The following is a 14,922-nucleotide window of genomic DNA, read 5'->3' as shown; positions in this document are numbered from 1 at the left end:
CAACGGCTCGATCACCGCCCACGATTCATCGGTCAGCTCATGACGACGCACCACAAACAGACCAACGCACCAACCACTTTGCGGACACGACCTAGTACTGCAACGGTGTTTGCCGTGACTGCTGGCCAGTTCGGTCGTTGGTGTGGTTATGGGTGGGGACCTTGCTGAAGTGAGGTTGTGGGCGGGCGAACTGGATGTGCTGCATGAACGGTTCGTGCACCGGTTCAACCGGGAGGAGCCGCGTCAGTCGGCGCTGGCTTATATGCGGGGGCTGGTTGCGCCGCTGGAGCGGAAGAACGGCTGGACGCTGGCGGAGGAGGCCGGGCATGCGGGTCCCGATTGCATTCGCCGGCTGTTGAACCGGATTGAGTGGGACGCCGACGAGGTCCTGGACGACGTCCGCGACTACGTCGTGGAACGTCTCGGAGACAGCGAGGCTGTCCTGATCGTCGATGACACCGGCTTCCTGAAGAAGGGCGTCCGTTCGGCCGGCGTGCAAAGGCAGTATTCCGGTACCGCCGGCCGCACCGAGAACTGCCAGATCGGGGTGTTCCTCGCCTACGCCACCGGCCGTGGACGCACGCTCATCGATCGGCGGCTGTATCTGCCCACCTCCTGGACGGACGACCGCGAGCGCAGCCGGCGGGCGGGCATCGACGACACGGTCCGCTTCGCCACGAAGGTGGCAATGGCCAAGGCGATGGTCCGCAAGGCCATCGCCGACGAGATCCCCTTCGGATGGGTGACGGCCGATGCTGCCTACGGCTACAGCAAGGGCTGGCGCTACGAGCTCGAGCAGGCCGATGTCTTCCATGTCATGGCGACCACGAGGCACGACACGGTTGTCACCCGCTGGTCCATCGACCGCCCGGTGCACGAGCTGTTTCCCGGGCTGCCGCGGCAGAAGTGGAGGCGCCGTTCCTGCGGCGCGGGAGCTCATGGCCGGCGGATCCACGACTGGGCCCGCGTCGAGGTGCGGCCCTGGCACCGCGAGGACCGCCGGCACTGGGTTCTCGCCCGACGCAGTGTCAGCAGGCCCCAGGAGATCTCCTACTACATCGCCTACTGTCCCGCCGACACGACGCTGGACGAGCTGATCCGTATCGCGGGCAGCCGCTGGGCGGTCGAGGAATGCTTCCAGACCGCGAAACAGGAATGCGGCCTGGACGACTACCAGGTCCGCCGCTACCCCGGCTGGCACCGCCACATGACCCTGGCCATGGCCGCCGACGCCTGCCTCACCATCCTGCGGGCCCGCCAGCTCGACACCGACAAAGCAGAAACGGATCCTCCCCGCTCATCCACCTCAGCTCGCCGAAAATCCGACGCCTGATCACCCGCCTCACCAACCGCCGCCCCACCCCGGCCGACCACATCCTGCACTGATCGACCTGGCGCCGACGACGCCAGCACCAAGCCCGCATCAGCCACTACAAACGACGCGGACACGGCCCCTGAACTGGCCAGCGGTCACCGCAAAGACCGTTGCAGTACTAGACATGCCAGGACTTCGTCCATCGCAGCGCTACGCCACCCGCGGTCGTCTCTGACGACCTCGTGCATGGTTGGCGGCGAGGTGCGATGAGCTCTTGATCGGCGGTCTGGTGGCTCAGTGCACTCCTGCTCGATAAAGCCATCAAGCCAGGACGGTCAGACGTTGGGGACGTGCAGCTTGTCCCAACTGGCCTTGCCAGGGATGCCGTTGGCATCGGCACCTTTGAAGTGGAGCTTTCGCTGCCAGGCGGCGTAGGACTTCACATCGCCCGGGCCCCATACGTCGGCGTTGGCGTTCGACTGGTATTGGTTGCAGCCTTCGGTGACGAGCCGATGGTGCATTGCGGCGATGATCGGCGATTTCCGTCCGGTGTGGAAGAACGACGCACCAGGGAACGGCTCGGTATGCGACCCGGGGACGGGGTGGTGTGAATCCTTGAAGTGGTCATACGCCTCCTGAGTCTCCGCGAGGACCTTGTCGTAGATCTTCTCCATGTGCGGTCCGGCGCATTCGGTCGAGGACCAGTGGTGGTGGTAGAAAAGGTTGCTTCTACTGGGGCGTTTGCCGATCACCTTGGCGAACAGCCAGCCAGCCAGACGTGCGGCGCTCTTCCAGGTGACATCGGCGACCGACCAGCCGGGCGCGAGCGTCGCGTTGGCCATTTCGATGCTGATCGTGCTCTGGTTGCCGGCAGTGTCGCCGACGGCCCAGGCGTACTCGTTCACCTTGACGTACTGAGCGACGGCACCGGCGGCGTCCACGTCGAAGTGGGCAGAAGCCCGACGCTTCTTCCAGAGATTGACCATACCCTGGTGCGAGAACCGGCCGGCGTTGTGGTGCAGGGTGACTGACGTCTTCTTGTAGGCCTCGTGGGTGACGTGGCCCGTCGCATTCAGTTCGGCGATGAGGTTCGAGACGGTTCGGTCGTAAGCAATAGTGGCGGTCACTTGGGGTCCTCCGAGTCGTTCTCGACGCCGCCCTCGGCGAAGGCGACGAAGTCGCTTTCCGGAAGGTCGTCGAGGTTGTCGGTGCCGGGTCCATCGCCGGTGTCTGTCTTCTCGAGAGCCGCCTTCAAGTCCTCGTCGTCGAAGTTCTTCTCGGGCATGACGCCGTCCTTTCAGTTCCACAACTTTGTGTCGTCGTTGGTACTCAGGATCATGAAGCCTCGCGTCACCAGTCGAGGTGTCGTCAACCCGTCATCGGGACGGCCGCGGCCTTTAGACGTTGGGGACGTGAAGCTTGTCCCAACTGCCTCTGCCGGGGGTGCCGTTGGCGTCGTCACCTTTGAAGTGGAGCTTTCGCTGCCAGGCGGCGTAGGACTTCACATCGCCCGGGCCCCATACGTCGGCGTTGGCGTTCGACTGGTATTGGTTGCAGCCTTCGGTGACGAGCCGATGGTGCATTGCGGCGATGATCGGCGATTTCCGTCCGGTGTGGAAGAACGACGCACCAGGGAAGGGCTCGAAGTGGCTGGGGCCGGTGGGCCCGCCATCCATGTACTGCTTGTAGGCCCCGCTCACGAACGTGGACCATTGGTTCCAGTTGTGTGCGTGCTTGATGGCCTTTGCCGTTTTGGCGTTGTAGAGCGGGTCCTTGAGCTTTGCCTCAACCCTGAGGCTGTCCGGTGGGGAGAACTGCCCTGGGTGCTTGAGGGTGCGTATCTGGAAGAGGCCAATGGACGGCCCCCACTTGTGGTCGATCAGATCCCGGTCTCCGACGATGTTCGGATCGCCCTTGGACTCTGCCATGGCGACGGCCGCCGCGATTTTGATGTCAGCGCCGGTGAACCCTGCCTGTGTGGCGAGGGCGCGCAGCTCGGTCAGACTCATTCTCATTTCGACGCCCCTCTTACTTGTTGATCAGAAGCCAGGCCTACATGGCGCATCAAGGCGTCGGGTCGAGGGACCGTAAACCGGCCGGATTTCCCGACTGGAAGGAGGAACTGACGGAATGTGACAACTGTTCCTGCGGGTGAGGGATGAAATCCCGCTGCGAGCTTCCCCTGATTGACACGTATTCACATGGGAGATCGCGGATCCTCTTGGCCGCCCTTCGTGAGGCGAGGCGGCTTTGTGAGGCGTGAAAGATCACTTACTTCCACTATATGACGATGTCGAGGGTCGGGCAAACAGGGTGGAAGCGAGCTCGCGCACAATAGGCGGTGAGATGCTGTTGATGTAGTGGTCGAATCCGACGGCCGATCTCACGACTCCCCGCAGAGAGAAAGGTACTCCGAGTGAGGCCGGGCAGTTTCCTGCGGAAACTCGGTGGGGTCAGGGCAGTGCCGCCCAGACAGCGTTGGCCCGCCAGGCTGGTCCCAGCCATGACCTGCCACCGGTCGGTCCCGTAGGCGGCGGCGGGGTCGTAGTACTTGCCGACGGTGGACATCGCCGCAGTGGTGGCCGCCGGACTGTTCATCACCCGGGTGTCGGTCTCGCGGCAGAAGCCTTGGACGGGGATCGCGGTCCTGCCGACCGGTTAGTCGGTGAGTCCTTCGGTGCGGTGGCAGCCCTGGGTCACGGCGGGTGGACCGACGTCGTAAAAGACGAACACCGAGTCGACCGACCTGGTGCCGGTCGCGGCTTACCGGAACGCCGCGCCGCCGCCCCAGGAGAGTCCGACGACGTCGGTCTGCCCGGTGGAGCAGATCCGCGCGGTCATCCCGCAGCCGTCGGACCAGATCGGCCACCGTCTGCGCCGGGGCCGCCGAGGTGCGCGCCCTCCCGGCTTCGATGCGGATGCCTACAAGCAGCGCAACACCGTCGAGCGGTGCATCAACCGCCTTGAACAGTGGCGTGGCCTGGCCACACGAACCGACAGACTCGCCATCACCTACCAGGCCGCACTCCACCTCGCAGCCATCCTCATCTGGGCACGGCGCTAACCAAAGAGACAGAACCTAGGGCGGACGAGTGAGGCCGACCCGGGAGGCGATCGAGTGGCCGGGCGACTGATCCGTCGTGGCCGCCATGGTCGTTCCCGGAGCGTTTCACCATTGTTGGCTCCCTGACCCAACACGTTCGCCGTTGCGGGAGTTGCCGCCGTTCCCGCTGGCCCCAATCGTGCTTGTCATAGCCGAGGTGGTCGGTGATCTCGCCCTCCGGGGCGGACTCCAGCAGCCGCTTTGTCAGTTGCTACAGCAGCCCGCCCTCGCCGGTCAGCTGCAGCCGCTTGGCCTGGCCCGGTTCACCAGCTCGTCGATCAACTGGTCGTCCACGACCTTCGCGGACACGGTGCGCCTCGCGCTGGGCAAGCCGCGGCGCGTCCCCTTCCCGCCAGGCCTAGGCGCCCCTGCCGACTCGACAGACTTGGGATCGGTCACGTTCTCACTGGTCATCGATGCATTCCATGATCGGGAGTTACACCGAACGTCTTACAGTCCCTCCGTTTGGGACCCCGTTCGCCGGTTGGGCAATGTAGATCCAGTCGAAGCCGTCGTATCCCTCGGTGTCGAGATGCTGTGCTCGGTTGAGCCCGGCGCGTATCGCCACGCGCTGAGAAGCAACGTTCGCTGGTCGAACGCGGGCGATCAGCGGGAGGCCGGGCAGGTTACGGGATACCCAGGCGGCAACCGCGGCTGCGGCTTCACCAGCGAAACCTTGGCCCCAGGCTGAGGTGGCGAAACGGTAGAAGAGGTTCAGGACCGGGGCCCCGTGCAGTTCCATGGGCTTGATTCCGCAGAATCCGAGCTGCTGAGCGGAGCCGTGGCGCCGGACAACCCAGTACCCGTATCCGTACTGCTGCCACTGGGCGTCCCAACGGCGGTAGAGCGCCTCTGCTTCCTCAATCCGGGCGAGTGCAGGACGGGTTGTGGGCACAGGTCTCAGGATCGCGGTGAACGGTGAAGATCGCGTCGACATCGGCTGTGGTCGGGCGGCTCAGCAACAGCCGGTCGGTCTGCAACTCCACGGCTGCTGGGCTCCGTTCAGTCATGTGGCGACCGCCTCGCCGGTGCGGAAGATCCGGTTCAGGTGGTGGTTCAGCACTGCGGTCGCAGACCCCGGGCTGCGCTGGCCGACGAGGATGCTTGTGCCAAGTCCCGCAGACATGGCAAGCAGGCTGGCTGCCTCCAACCGTGCGTCCACACCGGACTCAAGCAGGGCCGCTTCTTGTGCCTGCCGGAGGAGTTCGGTCAGCGCGTCTTCGGCGGCATCAGGGCTCTTGATGAAGGGCTGGGCTGCGAGTGCCCGGTCAGTCATGGCCAGAACTGCGTAGGACGTGTAGAGGTGGTGGAAGGTGCGGCTCTCGTCGTCCGTCGGCAGCGCTGCCATCAGAAGTGCCTCGACCATCGCGCGCGGACCAGGGCTGTCTCCGCCGGCCCGTACGCGGGCGGAGACCCGCTCCCCGAATCTCGCCGCCAGGTGCTCGAGCCCGAAGAGCAGCAACTTCTCCTTGGTCTGGAAGTAGTACTGCACCAGGCGCAGTGATACGCCCGCCTCCGCTGCCACATCACGCATCCCCACGGCATGCAGCCCGCGTCGATCGGCGATCCGGATGAGCGCCTCGGCGATCTCGGTGCGCCGTTCTGTGTGGTCCACCCGCTTGGGCATCGGACGGTTTCTCCGCTCGTCGAGCTCGTCGTTCCTGATGTGGTTTCCGTGGATCTTTTTGATGATACAGGTGTACCAATATCGTGGTACGTTCGTATCACAAAGTCGGGACACTGGAGGTGACCATGACCGATACCGCTGCCCGTACCCGGGCCGATGTCGGCCGCTACGTGAGTGATGCCTGGCGGGAGCGCCATTTCACGGCCTGCGATGCGGTCTACGCACTGGGAGCGTCCGCACTGGCGCAAGAGGACGTGGAGACGTCCTTCGGTACCACGCACGTCTACCGCTACGGCCCCGCGAACGAGGCCGCCCGATCCCGCACCGCCGTCGTCCTGGTGCACGGGGCGGGCTCCTGCTCCGCCATGTGGTACCCGAACACCCCCGCCCTCAGCGCGGACCGCCCGGTCTACGCGATCGACACTCCGGGTGATCCCGGCCGCAGCGTGCAGCGCGAACCCATCCACCAGCCCGAACACGCGGCGCAGTGGCTGGATGAGACGCTCGCCGAGCTCGGACTCGACCGTGTCCACCTCGTCGGCTCCTCCTACGGTGGCTGGCTTGCCCTGAACCAGGCGCACCGCAGGCCGGGTCGCCTCGCCTCGGTCACCTTGCTCGACCCTGGCGGCTTGGAGAAAGTGGGACTGCGCTTCTTCGTCTGGATCTTCGCCAGCCTCTTCGCGACCTTCGCGCCGAAGATGCTCCGCCCGCGATTGGCGGCCTGGCTCGAACAGCCGGTCCTCGTCGTGCCGGAACTACGCGCGATGGTCAGAACGGCGGTTCGCGCCTACCGCATACGCCGCCCGTCGCCGCTTCCCCTACCCGAGCAGGAGCTGTCCACCATCCGGACTCCGCTTTACCTGGTGCTCGGCAAGCGAAGCCTCCTCGTGCACCCGCAGCGGCAGGCGGAGCGTGTGCCGCGTCTGATCCCCGGTGCCCGAGCCGAGATCATCTCCAGCACGGGCCATGGGCCGCAGATTGACCACGCGGAGGAGATCAACCGCAGGATGCTGAACTTCATGGCCTCCGTCGACCGACAAACGCCCACGCCGACCGGCCAGGACAGTGCCGAGGGGTGGACCGGCCAGAGCCTGGGCCGGTAGCGCCCGGACTGCAGGACCGTTCCACCAGGGAATCCCTGCGTCATGCGAGTGGAGACGCTCAAAGACCTTCTTCTGCCGGGCCCGAACCTCATGGTGCGGCAGCTCACGACTGTCGATGGCAACTTGGTGGTCGACGCGGCGGGATGCGAGCCGCCGGGCAACTGTCCGCAGTGCACGCATCCAGCCACGCGTGTTCGCAGCCGATATTGGCGTCAAATATCCGAACTGCCCGTCGGAGGGCGAGGGTTGATCGTCCGTCTGCACGTGCGTCGGTTCTTCTGCGATCAGATCCAGTGCCCACTCCGGACGTCCGTGGAACAGGTGGCGGCCCTGACCGAATCACGTCGCCGTTCTTCACCGGCGGCACGGTCGGCGCTGAGGGCGGTGGCGATGGAACTGGGTGGGCGTCCGGGCCAACGTCTGTGCGCGAAGCTGCGGCTCCCGGGCCGACGGACTGCTCTGCTGAGTCAGCTGGTCGCCCCGCCCGTGCCGGCCCGATCAAGCGCCAAATGTACGGCCGAGCCTCCTTCACCCTGCTCAGAGCCCGGATACTCCTCCAGCCGTAGCCATCACGGAAGCGCGATCACAACCGCCTACTTGGCCCGTGCCGTCAACTACGGCGCTCAGACTCCGCCGTCCCCGGTACGACCCAGCACGGCCCGGAACCGCTCCCGTCCCGCTGTCACGCTGGCCTCCCAAAGACCTGCGGCGTCGCCGGTCGCCGAGCGGGACTGAAGCCGCTGCTCCTCGGCACTGAAGCCGGCGCCCGCGAGGTTCTGGTCCAGCATCCCCATCGCCGTGAGCGCCGCGTGGCCACAGGCCACCGCGTCACGGGCATCTCCGGTGCCGTTGGCCAACAGGGCATACCGCAAGGCGAGGGCGCCGAAGAAGGCGTAGGTGTCAGCGACATCGGTGATCCCCTCCTCGCTCGGCTGAAGTTCGGGGAACCACTCCAGCATGCTTACTCGCTCAGCAGCGTCGGCCAGCGGCTGGCCGGTATGCCAGAGATCGCGTACCGACCGCACGCAAAAGTCCAGGTCGGCCTCCCGCCCTGGCACCCCCGCCCGCAGCCCTATGAACAGCGGCGCCATGCGCTCGGCGCAGGCGGCTACGTACAGACGGATCACCTCGCCGCCGCTGTCGCGCAGTGCCTCCGCGACAGCCCCCTCCACCAGCGTTTGCATTCCAACCCGTTTCTTTCGTCAGCCCGTAGCGCGACGGGCTTCGATCGCGCGCTTGCCGACGTGCGTGCCAACCATCCAGCCCGGACATCGTCGCAGGACACTGCCTTGTGCTGGGCGGGCCCCCGCCCTCGGCAAAGACTCAACGCAGGTCAGATGGGCTTCTGTCGTGCTACGGGCCACCTGGAACGCTCAGGCGGCCAGGTAGACCGCTACAGGGCCAAGCAGAGCGCTCAGCGGCGGGACCGACGGCTACAGGGCCAAGCAGAGCGCTCAGCGGCGGGACCGACGAGCTTGGCCTTCGGGAGTCACGTGCCTCCCAGGCCCCACGCATCGAGTCCGCCGTAGATATGGGCCCTGAGGCTGTGGGGAGCGTCAAAGCCCGAGGCTTCGCCGCGGTAGACGGCGATCAGTGAGTCCTTGCCCCGCCACCAGGTGTCAGCAAGTCCCTGAACTTCAGGTACCGGTTGAAATCCGTCGAGGTCCAGCTCCTCAACGGCGCCACCCTTGATCTTCGTGATCGTTTTGGCCCAGTAACCCGCATGGTTGGCCAGAGCCAGGGCTTCCACCCACCCTTCTGTGCTGGCGTGCAGGGGTGTCCAGTGGTCGGCGTCGATGCCGAACTCGCCTCCCGGCCCGATCATGAACCCGTGGGCCATCGAGACACGACAGTCGCCGGCCGAGAACCGCCATCCGTCCACGGCCGAGCCTTCGGGTACATCGGCTTCCAGAACCCGCGGGCCGCCCTCGTATTCGGGGGCAGGGGGCAGAGCGATGCCCCCCCAGCACTCTTGGAAGGCCACGGCCCGGTCGATCTCGGCAGGTGGTATCCCGTGTTGGAGCCATACCTCCCGACAGAGCGTGAGGTCGCGGCGGGGAACACGCAGCCCGTGCCCCTCGACGAAGTAGCGAGCTCGTCGGCTCAGGCCTTCGGGCGCCTGAGGGATCAGTGGCACTCGGGTGTCCGCCGTCACTGCTTCTGCCTTTCGCAGGGAAAGGTTGATTCGGCCGGGCGCGGCGGTGCGGACGGCTGCGGAGCGCGGGACCAACGGACGGGGTCGCCGCCAGAGCCGCCGGTGAGCCAGGAACCGTCTCCCAGGGGCACCAGCTCGTATGGGTTGCTCACCTCGACGGTGATTTCGCCGCTGAGCGTGCCCGTGCGTACGTCGACCAGGTAGTAGCGGAACCACTCCTCCTCGTCCTGACTCTCACCACCCAGGGTGACGATGGCCGTGTCCTCGGTCAGGTAGCCCCCGCTCCATTCCACGAAGGAATCCTCCGGGTCGTACCCAAAGGCTTCGACGGGGAGGGTGAAGAGCACACCCCCGTCGGGGTGATCGTGGAAGGCAACGTCCGCCTGCCCGTGGTCTACAGTCATGAACTGCTGCCCTGACGGCGCCAGGTCGATCAGGCAGCGGTCCGACCACGGATACGCCACGAACTCCGGCTCTCCGTCCGGCCCTCCCGTGCCCCGGAGAATGACGGAGCCGTCCTGGCCCTCACCGATGTCGAGGTAGACGCTGCCGTCCACGGGATGCACGTAGTGGAAGGCACCGTGCCCGACCGTCTCCAGCTCCCGACGAGCGAGGACCACACCACTATCGGCGTCGTGCACGACCCACTGGTCCCCGCCCCCGCGTCCCGCCATCGCGGCCGGCCGGTAGACCCACACCGTCCGGCCGTCCAGAGACAGCGCACAGCCAGGCTGGTGGCCATGGCGTACGTCAGAGTACGGCTCGAAGTCCGAGGCCCACATGAGGTCGCCGGCACGCGTGAGGCAGACGACTCCGTTCAGCGTCGTGTACACGACCCGCTCCAGATCCTGCCGGACCACCGACGCTACGACCTCGTCGCCGTCCCGAACCTGGAACACCGCTGCGGGCTCCAGCGTCCCGTAGACGCCGGCGCCCACGGCGTAGGCGTGGATCCGCCCGTCGCGGTGACGCGTGATGACCTTCGGTGGCGGCTCAGGAATCATCCGCTGAGGCTAACGCGCAGATCAGTCTGCTCAGGATTTGGGGCGGTGGACGCCCGAACAGGGTAGGTGCGGGACAGCTGGTGCTCTGACCGCCATAGGTTCACCGGGTTGAGCGGTGGCGGTTGGGTGTCGGGTGTCGTCCGATTCAATCGTTGGAAGCGCTGGTCAGTCTGCACACAGAGACAGGCTCGGCCACCGGTCGGCATGACCAACACCGTCACCGACCACGGCCAGCTACGGCGGAGACAGCCAATGACCTGACAGAGCGTCACTCCCGAGTGTCCAACGGCAAGGCATACGCGGGCTCACGGGAAATCGCATCTCGCAATCAAACACTGCTGATCCACTCTTTGTGATCACGTACGCAGTGTGACTGTTGATCCGGGCGTGATGGCGGTTGAGGTTGCTCGAAAATTGTCCGGCTCAAGGTTGGTGTGGCCGACTGCGCTCCGCTGTGAACGACGCACGGATGCAGCTGGATGAGCTGCCTCGCCCTGACGTACAGCAGACTCCTGTATTGAACACGTTCAAAAAGGAGGGGTACGCTGTGCCGAGCGAAGCCGAGGGGGTTCGATGAAGGTAGTGCTGCCCGGGGGAACCGGACAGGTGGGCACGATCCTGGACCGTGCACTGACGGCGGCCGGCCACGAGGTCACGGTAGTGACCCGACGTCCCGTACGGACACACGACATCGGATGGGACGGGGCCACGCTCGGCCGCTGGGCCGCGGCAATCGACGGCTGCGATGTCGTGATCAACTTGGCTGGGCGCAGCGTGTCCTGCCGTTACACCGCCGAGAACCTGCAAGCCATGATGGACTCCCGGGTGGATTCGGCGCGGGTGGTCGGCGAGGCGATCGCCGCCGCCGCGCGGCCACCGCGTGTTTGGCTGCAGATGAGTACGGCGACGGTCTACGCCCACCGCTTCGACGCGGCACACGACGAGGCGGCCGGGGTGATCGGAGGCTCGGAGGTCGGGGTGCCGGACTACTGGGCGTACAGCGTCGAGATCGCGAAGAACTGGGAGCGGGCGCAGACAGAGGCGCCGACTCCCGCCACCCACAAGGTGGCGTTGCGCTCGGCGATGGTCATGAGCCCGGACCGGGGCGGTGTGTTCGACGTATTGTCGCGACTCGCGCGACTCGGGCTGGGCGGTCCAGTGGCCGGCGGCGCGCAGTATGTCTCCTGGATCCATGACGAGGACTTCGTGCGAGCGGTGGAGTTCCTGATCGCCCGGGACGACATCGAGGGGCCGGTCAACCTTGCCTCGCCCGGCCCCCTCCCGCACCGTGACTTCATGCGGGCGCTGCGGACGGCCTGGGGTGTCCCGCTGGGCCTGCTGGCGACGCGCTGGATGGCCGAGTTGGGAGCGTTCGCGCTGCGCTCGGACACGGAGCTGCTGCTCAAGAGCCGACGGGTGGTGCCGGGTCGGCTTCGTGCTGCCGGGTTCGCCTTCGCGTATTCCGAGTGGGAGAGGGCCGCTACGTCTCTCGTACAGCGGGCTAGGCTGGTTCGTGCGGCATCGAGACGGGCCCGTGAATCGAGCAGCCACGCTGTGTAGACGGCCACAAGAAGTGGACCAGAGCCGGTTCTCCCGAACAAGATCACTCGTAGGATGCCAAGATGCCCAAGCCGTTACGGATGAGCCGCCGCACGTGGGTTGGCGCATGGGCGGTGCTGTGTGCGGCCGGTATCGCCGCCACCGCCGCACTGAACGCCTCCCCGGCGCCTGACCCGCAGCCCGAGAAGCCTGTCAGTGCCGAGTGCGCCGAGTACATCGCGGACATCGAGACGCAGCTGGCCAAGGCCAAGGTGGAAGGCAACGACGACGACGACGGCGTGCTGGCCTTCACGCGGACCCGGGTTGGCGCGGACGACTGCAGCGATGAAATCCTCGACCACTTCAGCGGCGACCGGTGAGCCGCCGTACCGGGCTCGCCACGATGGCGGGGCTGATCTGCGTCGGTGCCGTGGCGATCATCGCTGTGAACGCCGCGATGGAACCGGAGCCGCAGCCCACACCCCCGCGGGTGTACTCCTCCTGCATGGCGGCTGACACCAAGCCGATGTCTGCGGGCGACGACCCGTGCGACGGCCGTTGAGCTTGTCCTACGGTTCTGGCGCGGGCTCACGTCGGTCATTCGTAGGATCGGTGAAGCGCGAGGACTCCGGGTACGGCAGCCAGCTTGTCGCCGTCTGGTGGCTGAAAGACTTGGCCGCTCGGAGTCTGTGAGGTCACAACCGCTCATTGAGATATACGACATGATCGCTGTGTAGGACAACGCTGGTGAGGCCGTCCGGGAGCAATGCTCATTACCTGTGGATCGGCTCGGGAGGGCACACGCGAAGGGCGTACCTTCCCGAGTGATCGATTGACTGGTATCGAGTAGGGCCCGCGTTGCCGCGCGGGTCGGGAAGGCACGCTCGTGCTCAGCGTACTGAAGGCCGACGGCACCACCGCCGACGGCTCCTCCCTAATCGACGAGATCGTCCGTGAGGGCGCACGGCGGATGCTGGCCGCCGCGCTGGAGGCCGAAGTCAACGCCTATATAGCCGAGTTGGCCGATCAGCGAGACGTCACAGGCCATCGCCTAGTCGTGCGCAATGGCTACCACCAGCCGCGCACGGTGACCACGGCGGCCGCGGCGGTCGAGGTGAAGGCGCCGCGGGTGAACGACAAGCGTGTCGATGAGGCGACCGGCGAGCGCAGACGGTTCTCCTCGGCGATCCTGCCGCCGTGGTGCCGCAAGTCCCCGAAGATCAGCGAGGTGCTGCCGCTGCTCTACCTGCACGGCCTGTCCTCCGGCGACTCCGTGCCCGCCCTGGAGCAGTTCCTGGGCAGCTCGGCCGGGCTCTCCCCGGCCACGGTCACCCGGCTCACCCAGCAGTGGCAGGCCGACCACGCCGCGTTCATGGACCGCGACCTCGCGGAGGTCGACTACGTGTACGTGTGGGCCGACGGCATCCACCTCAACGTCCGCCTGGAGGAGGCCAAAGCCTGTGTCCTGGTCCTGGTCCTGGTCGGGGTCCGCGCCGACGGTTCCAAGGAACTGGTCGCGCTCAAGGACGGCTACCGCGAGTCGGGCGAGTCCTGGGCCGACTTGATGCGCGACTGTGCCCGCCGGGGCATGCGCGCTCCCGTGCTCGCGGTCGGGGACGGTGCCCTGGGCTTCTGGAAGGCGCTGGCCGAGGTGTTCCCGGAAACCCGCGAGCAAAGGTGCTGGGTTCATAAAACCGCAAACGTCCTCGACTCCCTGCCGAAGTCCGCGCAGCCCGGCGCGAAGAAGGCCATCCAGGACATCTACAACGCCGAGGACAAGTTGCACGCGCAGGCGGCGATCAAGACGTTCGCTCAGCTCTACGGCGTGAAGTTCGCCAAGGCCGTCAAGAAGATCACCGACGACGAGGCCGAGCTGCTGGCGTTCTTCGACTTCCCCGCCGAGCACTGGATCCACTTGCGCACCACCAACCCGATCGAGTCCACCTTCTCCACCGTCCGCCTGCGCACAAAGGTCACCCGCGGGGCTGGCTCCCGCACCGCCGCCCTGGCGATGGTCTTCAAACTCGTCGAGTCCGCCCAGCAGCGGTGGCGGGCCGTGAACGCACCCCGCCTCGTCGCCCTCGTCCGAGCCGGAGCCCGCTTCGAACGCGGCAAACTCGTCGAGCGTCCCGAGGTGGTTGCGGCATGATCAAGGCCACCGATTCCCTGGGAGCCGACGTGGCATGGTCTGAACACGTGCTGGTGCGAGACGGTGTCCGTCTTGCCTGCCGGGACTGGGGCGGCCCGGGACAGCAGCCCATCGTGTTGCTGCACGGCCTGGCCGGTCATGCGGGTGAATGGGACATGCTGGCACGGAGTTTGAGCTCCAGATACCGGGTCGTCGCGGTCGACCAGCGCGGGCACGGCGCCAGCGAGCGCCACCCGCAGGACGTCTCCCGCGCCGCCTACGTCGCCGACGTCACCGCCGTTGTTGACCAGCTGGCACTGCAGCGGCCCGTCCTGGTCGGCCAGTCCCTGGGCGGGCACACAGCCATGCTCACCGCCGCCGCGCGCCCCGGACTCGTCCGCGCGCTCGTGCTCGTCGAGGCCGGCTGCGGCGGTCCGAACCCGAACGTCCCCGCGGACATCGGCAGTTGGCTCGACTCGTGGCCGACACCGTTTCCCTCACGCGAAGCGGCAGCCGCGTTCCTCGGCGGCGGACCGGTCGGAGCAGGCTGGGCAGCCGGCCTGGAAGAACGCGACGGCGGATGGTGGCCTCGTTTCGACCGGGACGTGATGGTCCGCTCGCTGGCGGAGAACGCCCAGCGTTCCTTCTGGCACGAATGGACACAGGTCGTATGTCCCACGCTGGTCGTCCTGGCCCAATCCAGCTTCGTCCCTGCACAGGAAGCCGACGAAATGCTCCGCCAGCGGCCCGCCACCATGGCCATGAGCATCCCCGGCACCGGCCACGACCTGCACCTGGAACAGCCTGAAGCCCTGCACACCGTGCTCTCGGACTTCCTCGATGGCCTCGCCTGAGAAACCCAGCGCGGTCACAACGACACCAAGGTCAGACTCCGCAGATAGCCATCGATCCACAGGTCTTGACGATTACTCGTCGTCTCCGGGGGAC

The 14,922-nt window shown here is 66.4% G+C and carries 17 protein-coding genes and 2 pseudogenes; 9 read left to right on the top strand and 10 right to left on the bottom strand.

Translation table 11 applies throughout. From position 1 onward, the window contains the following. Window positions 1–148 precede the first annotated feature (148 nt). Entirely contained in the window at window positions 149–1,333 is a 1,185-nt protein-coding gene (locus tag ABZT93_RS35660) for an IS701 family transposase (protein WP_356112487.1), read from the top strand. A 317-nt stretch (window positions 1,334–1,650) separates the two neighbouring features. Here the strand turns inward: ABZT93_RS35660 and ABZT93_RS35655 are convergent, their stop codons facing one another. The 3 genes from ABZT93_RS35655 to ABZT93_RS35645 form a co-directional block, all read right to left on the bottom strand. Beyond that, a complete protein-coding gene (locus tag ABZT93_RS35655) occupies window positions 1,651–2,442 on the bottom strand; it encodes a peptidoglycan-binding protein (RefSeq protein WP_356112485.1) in 792 nt (263 codons plus the stop codon). Next, on the bottom strand, window positions 2,439–2,600 hold the full coding sequence (locus ABZT93_RS35650) for a hypothetical protein (RefSeq protein ID WP_356112483.1): 162 nt from the start codon (window positions 2,598–2,600) through the stop codon (window positions 2,439–2,441). Before ABZT93_RS35650 ends, ABZT93_RS35655 begins: the two co-directional genes overlap by 4 nt. A 112-nt stretch (window positions 2,601–2,712) precedes the next feature. Beyond that, the gene (locus tag ABZT93_RS35645) at window positions 2,713–3,324 is read right to left on the bottom strand and encodes a peptidoglycan-binding protein (RefSeq protein WP_356112481.1); all 612 of its coding nucleotides are present in this window, start codon (window positions 3,322–3,324) and stop codon (window positions 2,713–2,715) included. Between the two features lie 818 nt (window positions 3,325–4,142). On the opposite strand from ABZT93_RS35645, the pseudogene ABZT93_RS35640 reads away from it, so the two are divergent. Next, window positions 4,143–4,379 (top strand): annotated as a pseudogene (locus ABZT93_RS35640) (transposase); the annotation flags it as partial. Window positions 4,380–4,554: 175 nt separating this feature from the next. On the opposite strand, the pseudogene ABZT93_RS35635 reads toward ABZT93_RS35640, so the two are convergent. The 4 genes and pseudogenes from ABZT93_RS35635 to ABZT93_RS35620 form a co-directional block, all read right to left on the bottom strand. After that, window positions 4,555–4,748 (bottom strand): annotated as a pseudogene (locus ABZT93_RS35635) (IS256 family transposase); the annotation flags it as partial. Between the two features lie 106 nt (window positions 4,749–4,854). After that, the gene (locus ABZT93_RS35630; protein ID WP_356112479.1) at window positions 4,855–5,313 is read right to left on the bottom strand and encodes a GNAT family N-acetyltransferase; all 459 of its coding nucleotides are present in this window, start codon (window positions 5,311–5,313) and stop codon (window positions 4,855–4,857) included. After that, window positions 5,279–5,404, bottom strand: coding sequence for a hypothetical protein (locus ABZT93_RS35625; RefSeq protein WP_356112495.1), 126 nt, complete (start codon window positions 5,402–5,404; stop codon window positions 5,279–5,281). Before ABZT93_RS35625 ends, ABZT93_RS35630 begins: the two co-directional genes overlap by 35 nt. Window positions 5,405–5,424: 20 nt before the next feature. After that, the gene (locus tag ABZT93_RS35620; RefSeq protein WP_356112477.1) at window positions 5,425–6,045 is read right to left on the bottom strand and encodes a TetR/AcrR family transcriptional regulator; all 621 of its coding nucleotides are present in this window, start codon (window positions 6,043–6,045) and stop codon (window positions 5,425–5,427) included. Window positions 6,046–6,170: 125 nt separating this feature from the next. On the opposite strand from ABZT93_RS35620, the gene ABZT93_RS35615 reads away from it, so the two are divergent. Both ABZT93_RS35615 and ABZT93_RS35610 read left to right on the top strand, forming a co-directional pair. Beyond that, on the top strand, window positions 6,171–7,148 hold the full coding sequence (locus tag ABZT93_RS35615) for an alpha/beta fold hydrolase (RefSeq protein ID WP_356112475.1): 978 nt from the start codon (window positions 6,171–6,173) through the stop codon (window positions 7,146–7,148). A 42-nt stretch (window positions 7,149–7,190) separates the two neighbouring features. Then, on the top strand, window positions 7,191–7,883 hold the full coding sequence (locus ABZT93_RS35610) for a transposase family protein (protein WP_356112473.1): 693 nt from the start codon (window positions 7,191–7,193) through the stop codon (window positions 7,881–7,883). Here the strand turns inward: ABZT93_RS35610 and ABZT93_RS35605 are convergent. The 3 genes from ABZT93_RS35605 to ABZT93_RS35595 all read right to left on the bottom strand — a co-directional run bounded on the left by ABZT93_RS35605 (window position 7,772) and on the right by ABZT93_RS35595 (window position 10,307). Next, on the bottom strand, window positions 7,772–8,332 hold the full coding sequence (locus ABZT93_RS35605) for a hypothetical protein (protein ID WP_356112471.1): 561 nt from the start codon (window positions 8,330–8,332) through the stop codon (window positions 7,772–7,774). The genes ABZT93_RS35610 and ABZT93_RS35605 overlap by 112 nt on opposite strands. A gap of 305 nt (window positions 8,333–8,637) precedes the next feature. After that, window positions 8,638–9,303 carry a hypothetical protein gene (locus ABZT93_RS35600; protein ID WP_356112469.1) on the bottom strand — a complete coding sequence of 222 codons (666 nt, stop codon included), beginning with the start codon at window positions 9,301–9,303 and terminating at the stop codon, window positions 8,638–8,640. After that, complete coding sequence (locus ABZT93_RS35595) at window positions 9,300–10,307, bottom strand: hypothetical protein (RefSeq protein WP_356112467.1); 1,008 nt, start codon at window positions 10,305–10,307, stop codon at window positions 9,300–9,302. Before ABZT93_RS35595 ends, ABZT93_RS35600 begins: the two co-directional genes overlap by 4 nt. Window positions 10,308–10,880: 573 nt before the next feature. Between ABZT93_RS35595 and ABZT93_RS35590 the strand changes: the two genes are divergently transcribed. The 5 genes from ABZT93_RS35590 (at window position 10,881) to ABZT93_RS35570 (ending at window position 14,828) form a co-directional block, all read left to right on the top strand. Beyond that, the gene (locus ABZT93_RS35590; protein ID WP_356112465.1) at window positions 10,881–11,867 is read left to right on the top strand and encodes a DUF1731 domain-containing protein; all 987 of its coding nucleotides are present in this window, start codon (window positions 10,881–10,883) and stop codon (window positions 11,865–11,867) included. A 62-nt stretch (window positions 11,868–11,929) separates the two neighbouring features. Then, complete coding sequence (locus ABZT93_RS35585) at window positions 11,930–12,226, top strand: hypothetical protein (protein WP_356112463.1); 297 nt, start codon at window positions 11,930–11,932, stop codon at window positions 12,224–12,226. Next, the gene (locus tag ABZT93_RS35580; protein WP_356112461.1) at window positions 12,223–12,408 is read left to right on the top strand and encodes a hypothetical protein; all 186 of its coding nucleotides are present in this window, start codon (window positions 12,223–12,225) and stop codon (window positions 12,406–12,408) included. The genes ABZT93_RS35585 and ABZT93_RS35580 overlap by 4 nt, the downstream gene beginning before the upstream one ends. Window positions 12,409–12,732: 324 nt before the next feature. Then, window positions 12,733–13,995 carry an IS256 family transposase gene (locus ABZT93_RS35575; protein WP_356112460.1) on the top strand — a complete coding sequence of 421 codons (1,263 nt, stop codon included), beginning with the start codon at window positions 12,733–12,735 and terminating at the stop codon, window positions 13,993–13,995. Then, complete coding sequence (locus ABZT93_RS35570) at window positions 13,992–14,828, top strand: alpha/beta hydrolase (protein ID WP_356112459.1); 837 nt, start codon at window positions 13,992–13,994, stop codon at window positions 14,826–14,828. The genes ABZT93_RS35575 and ABZT93_RS35570 overlap by 4 nt, the downstream gene beginning before the upstream one ends. The last annotated feature ends 94 nt before the right edge of the window (window positions 14,829–14,922 follow it).

It is taken from the genome of Streptomyces sp. NPDC005303 (assembly GCF_040607335.1).
In the GTDB taxonomy this organism is placed as follows: Bacteria; Actinomycetota; Actinomycetes; order Streptomycetales; family Streptomycetaceae; genus Streptomyces.
Note: the sequence above shows the minus strand (reverse complement) of the source record. Positions and strands in the feature narration are given on the sequence as shown.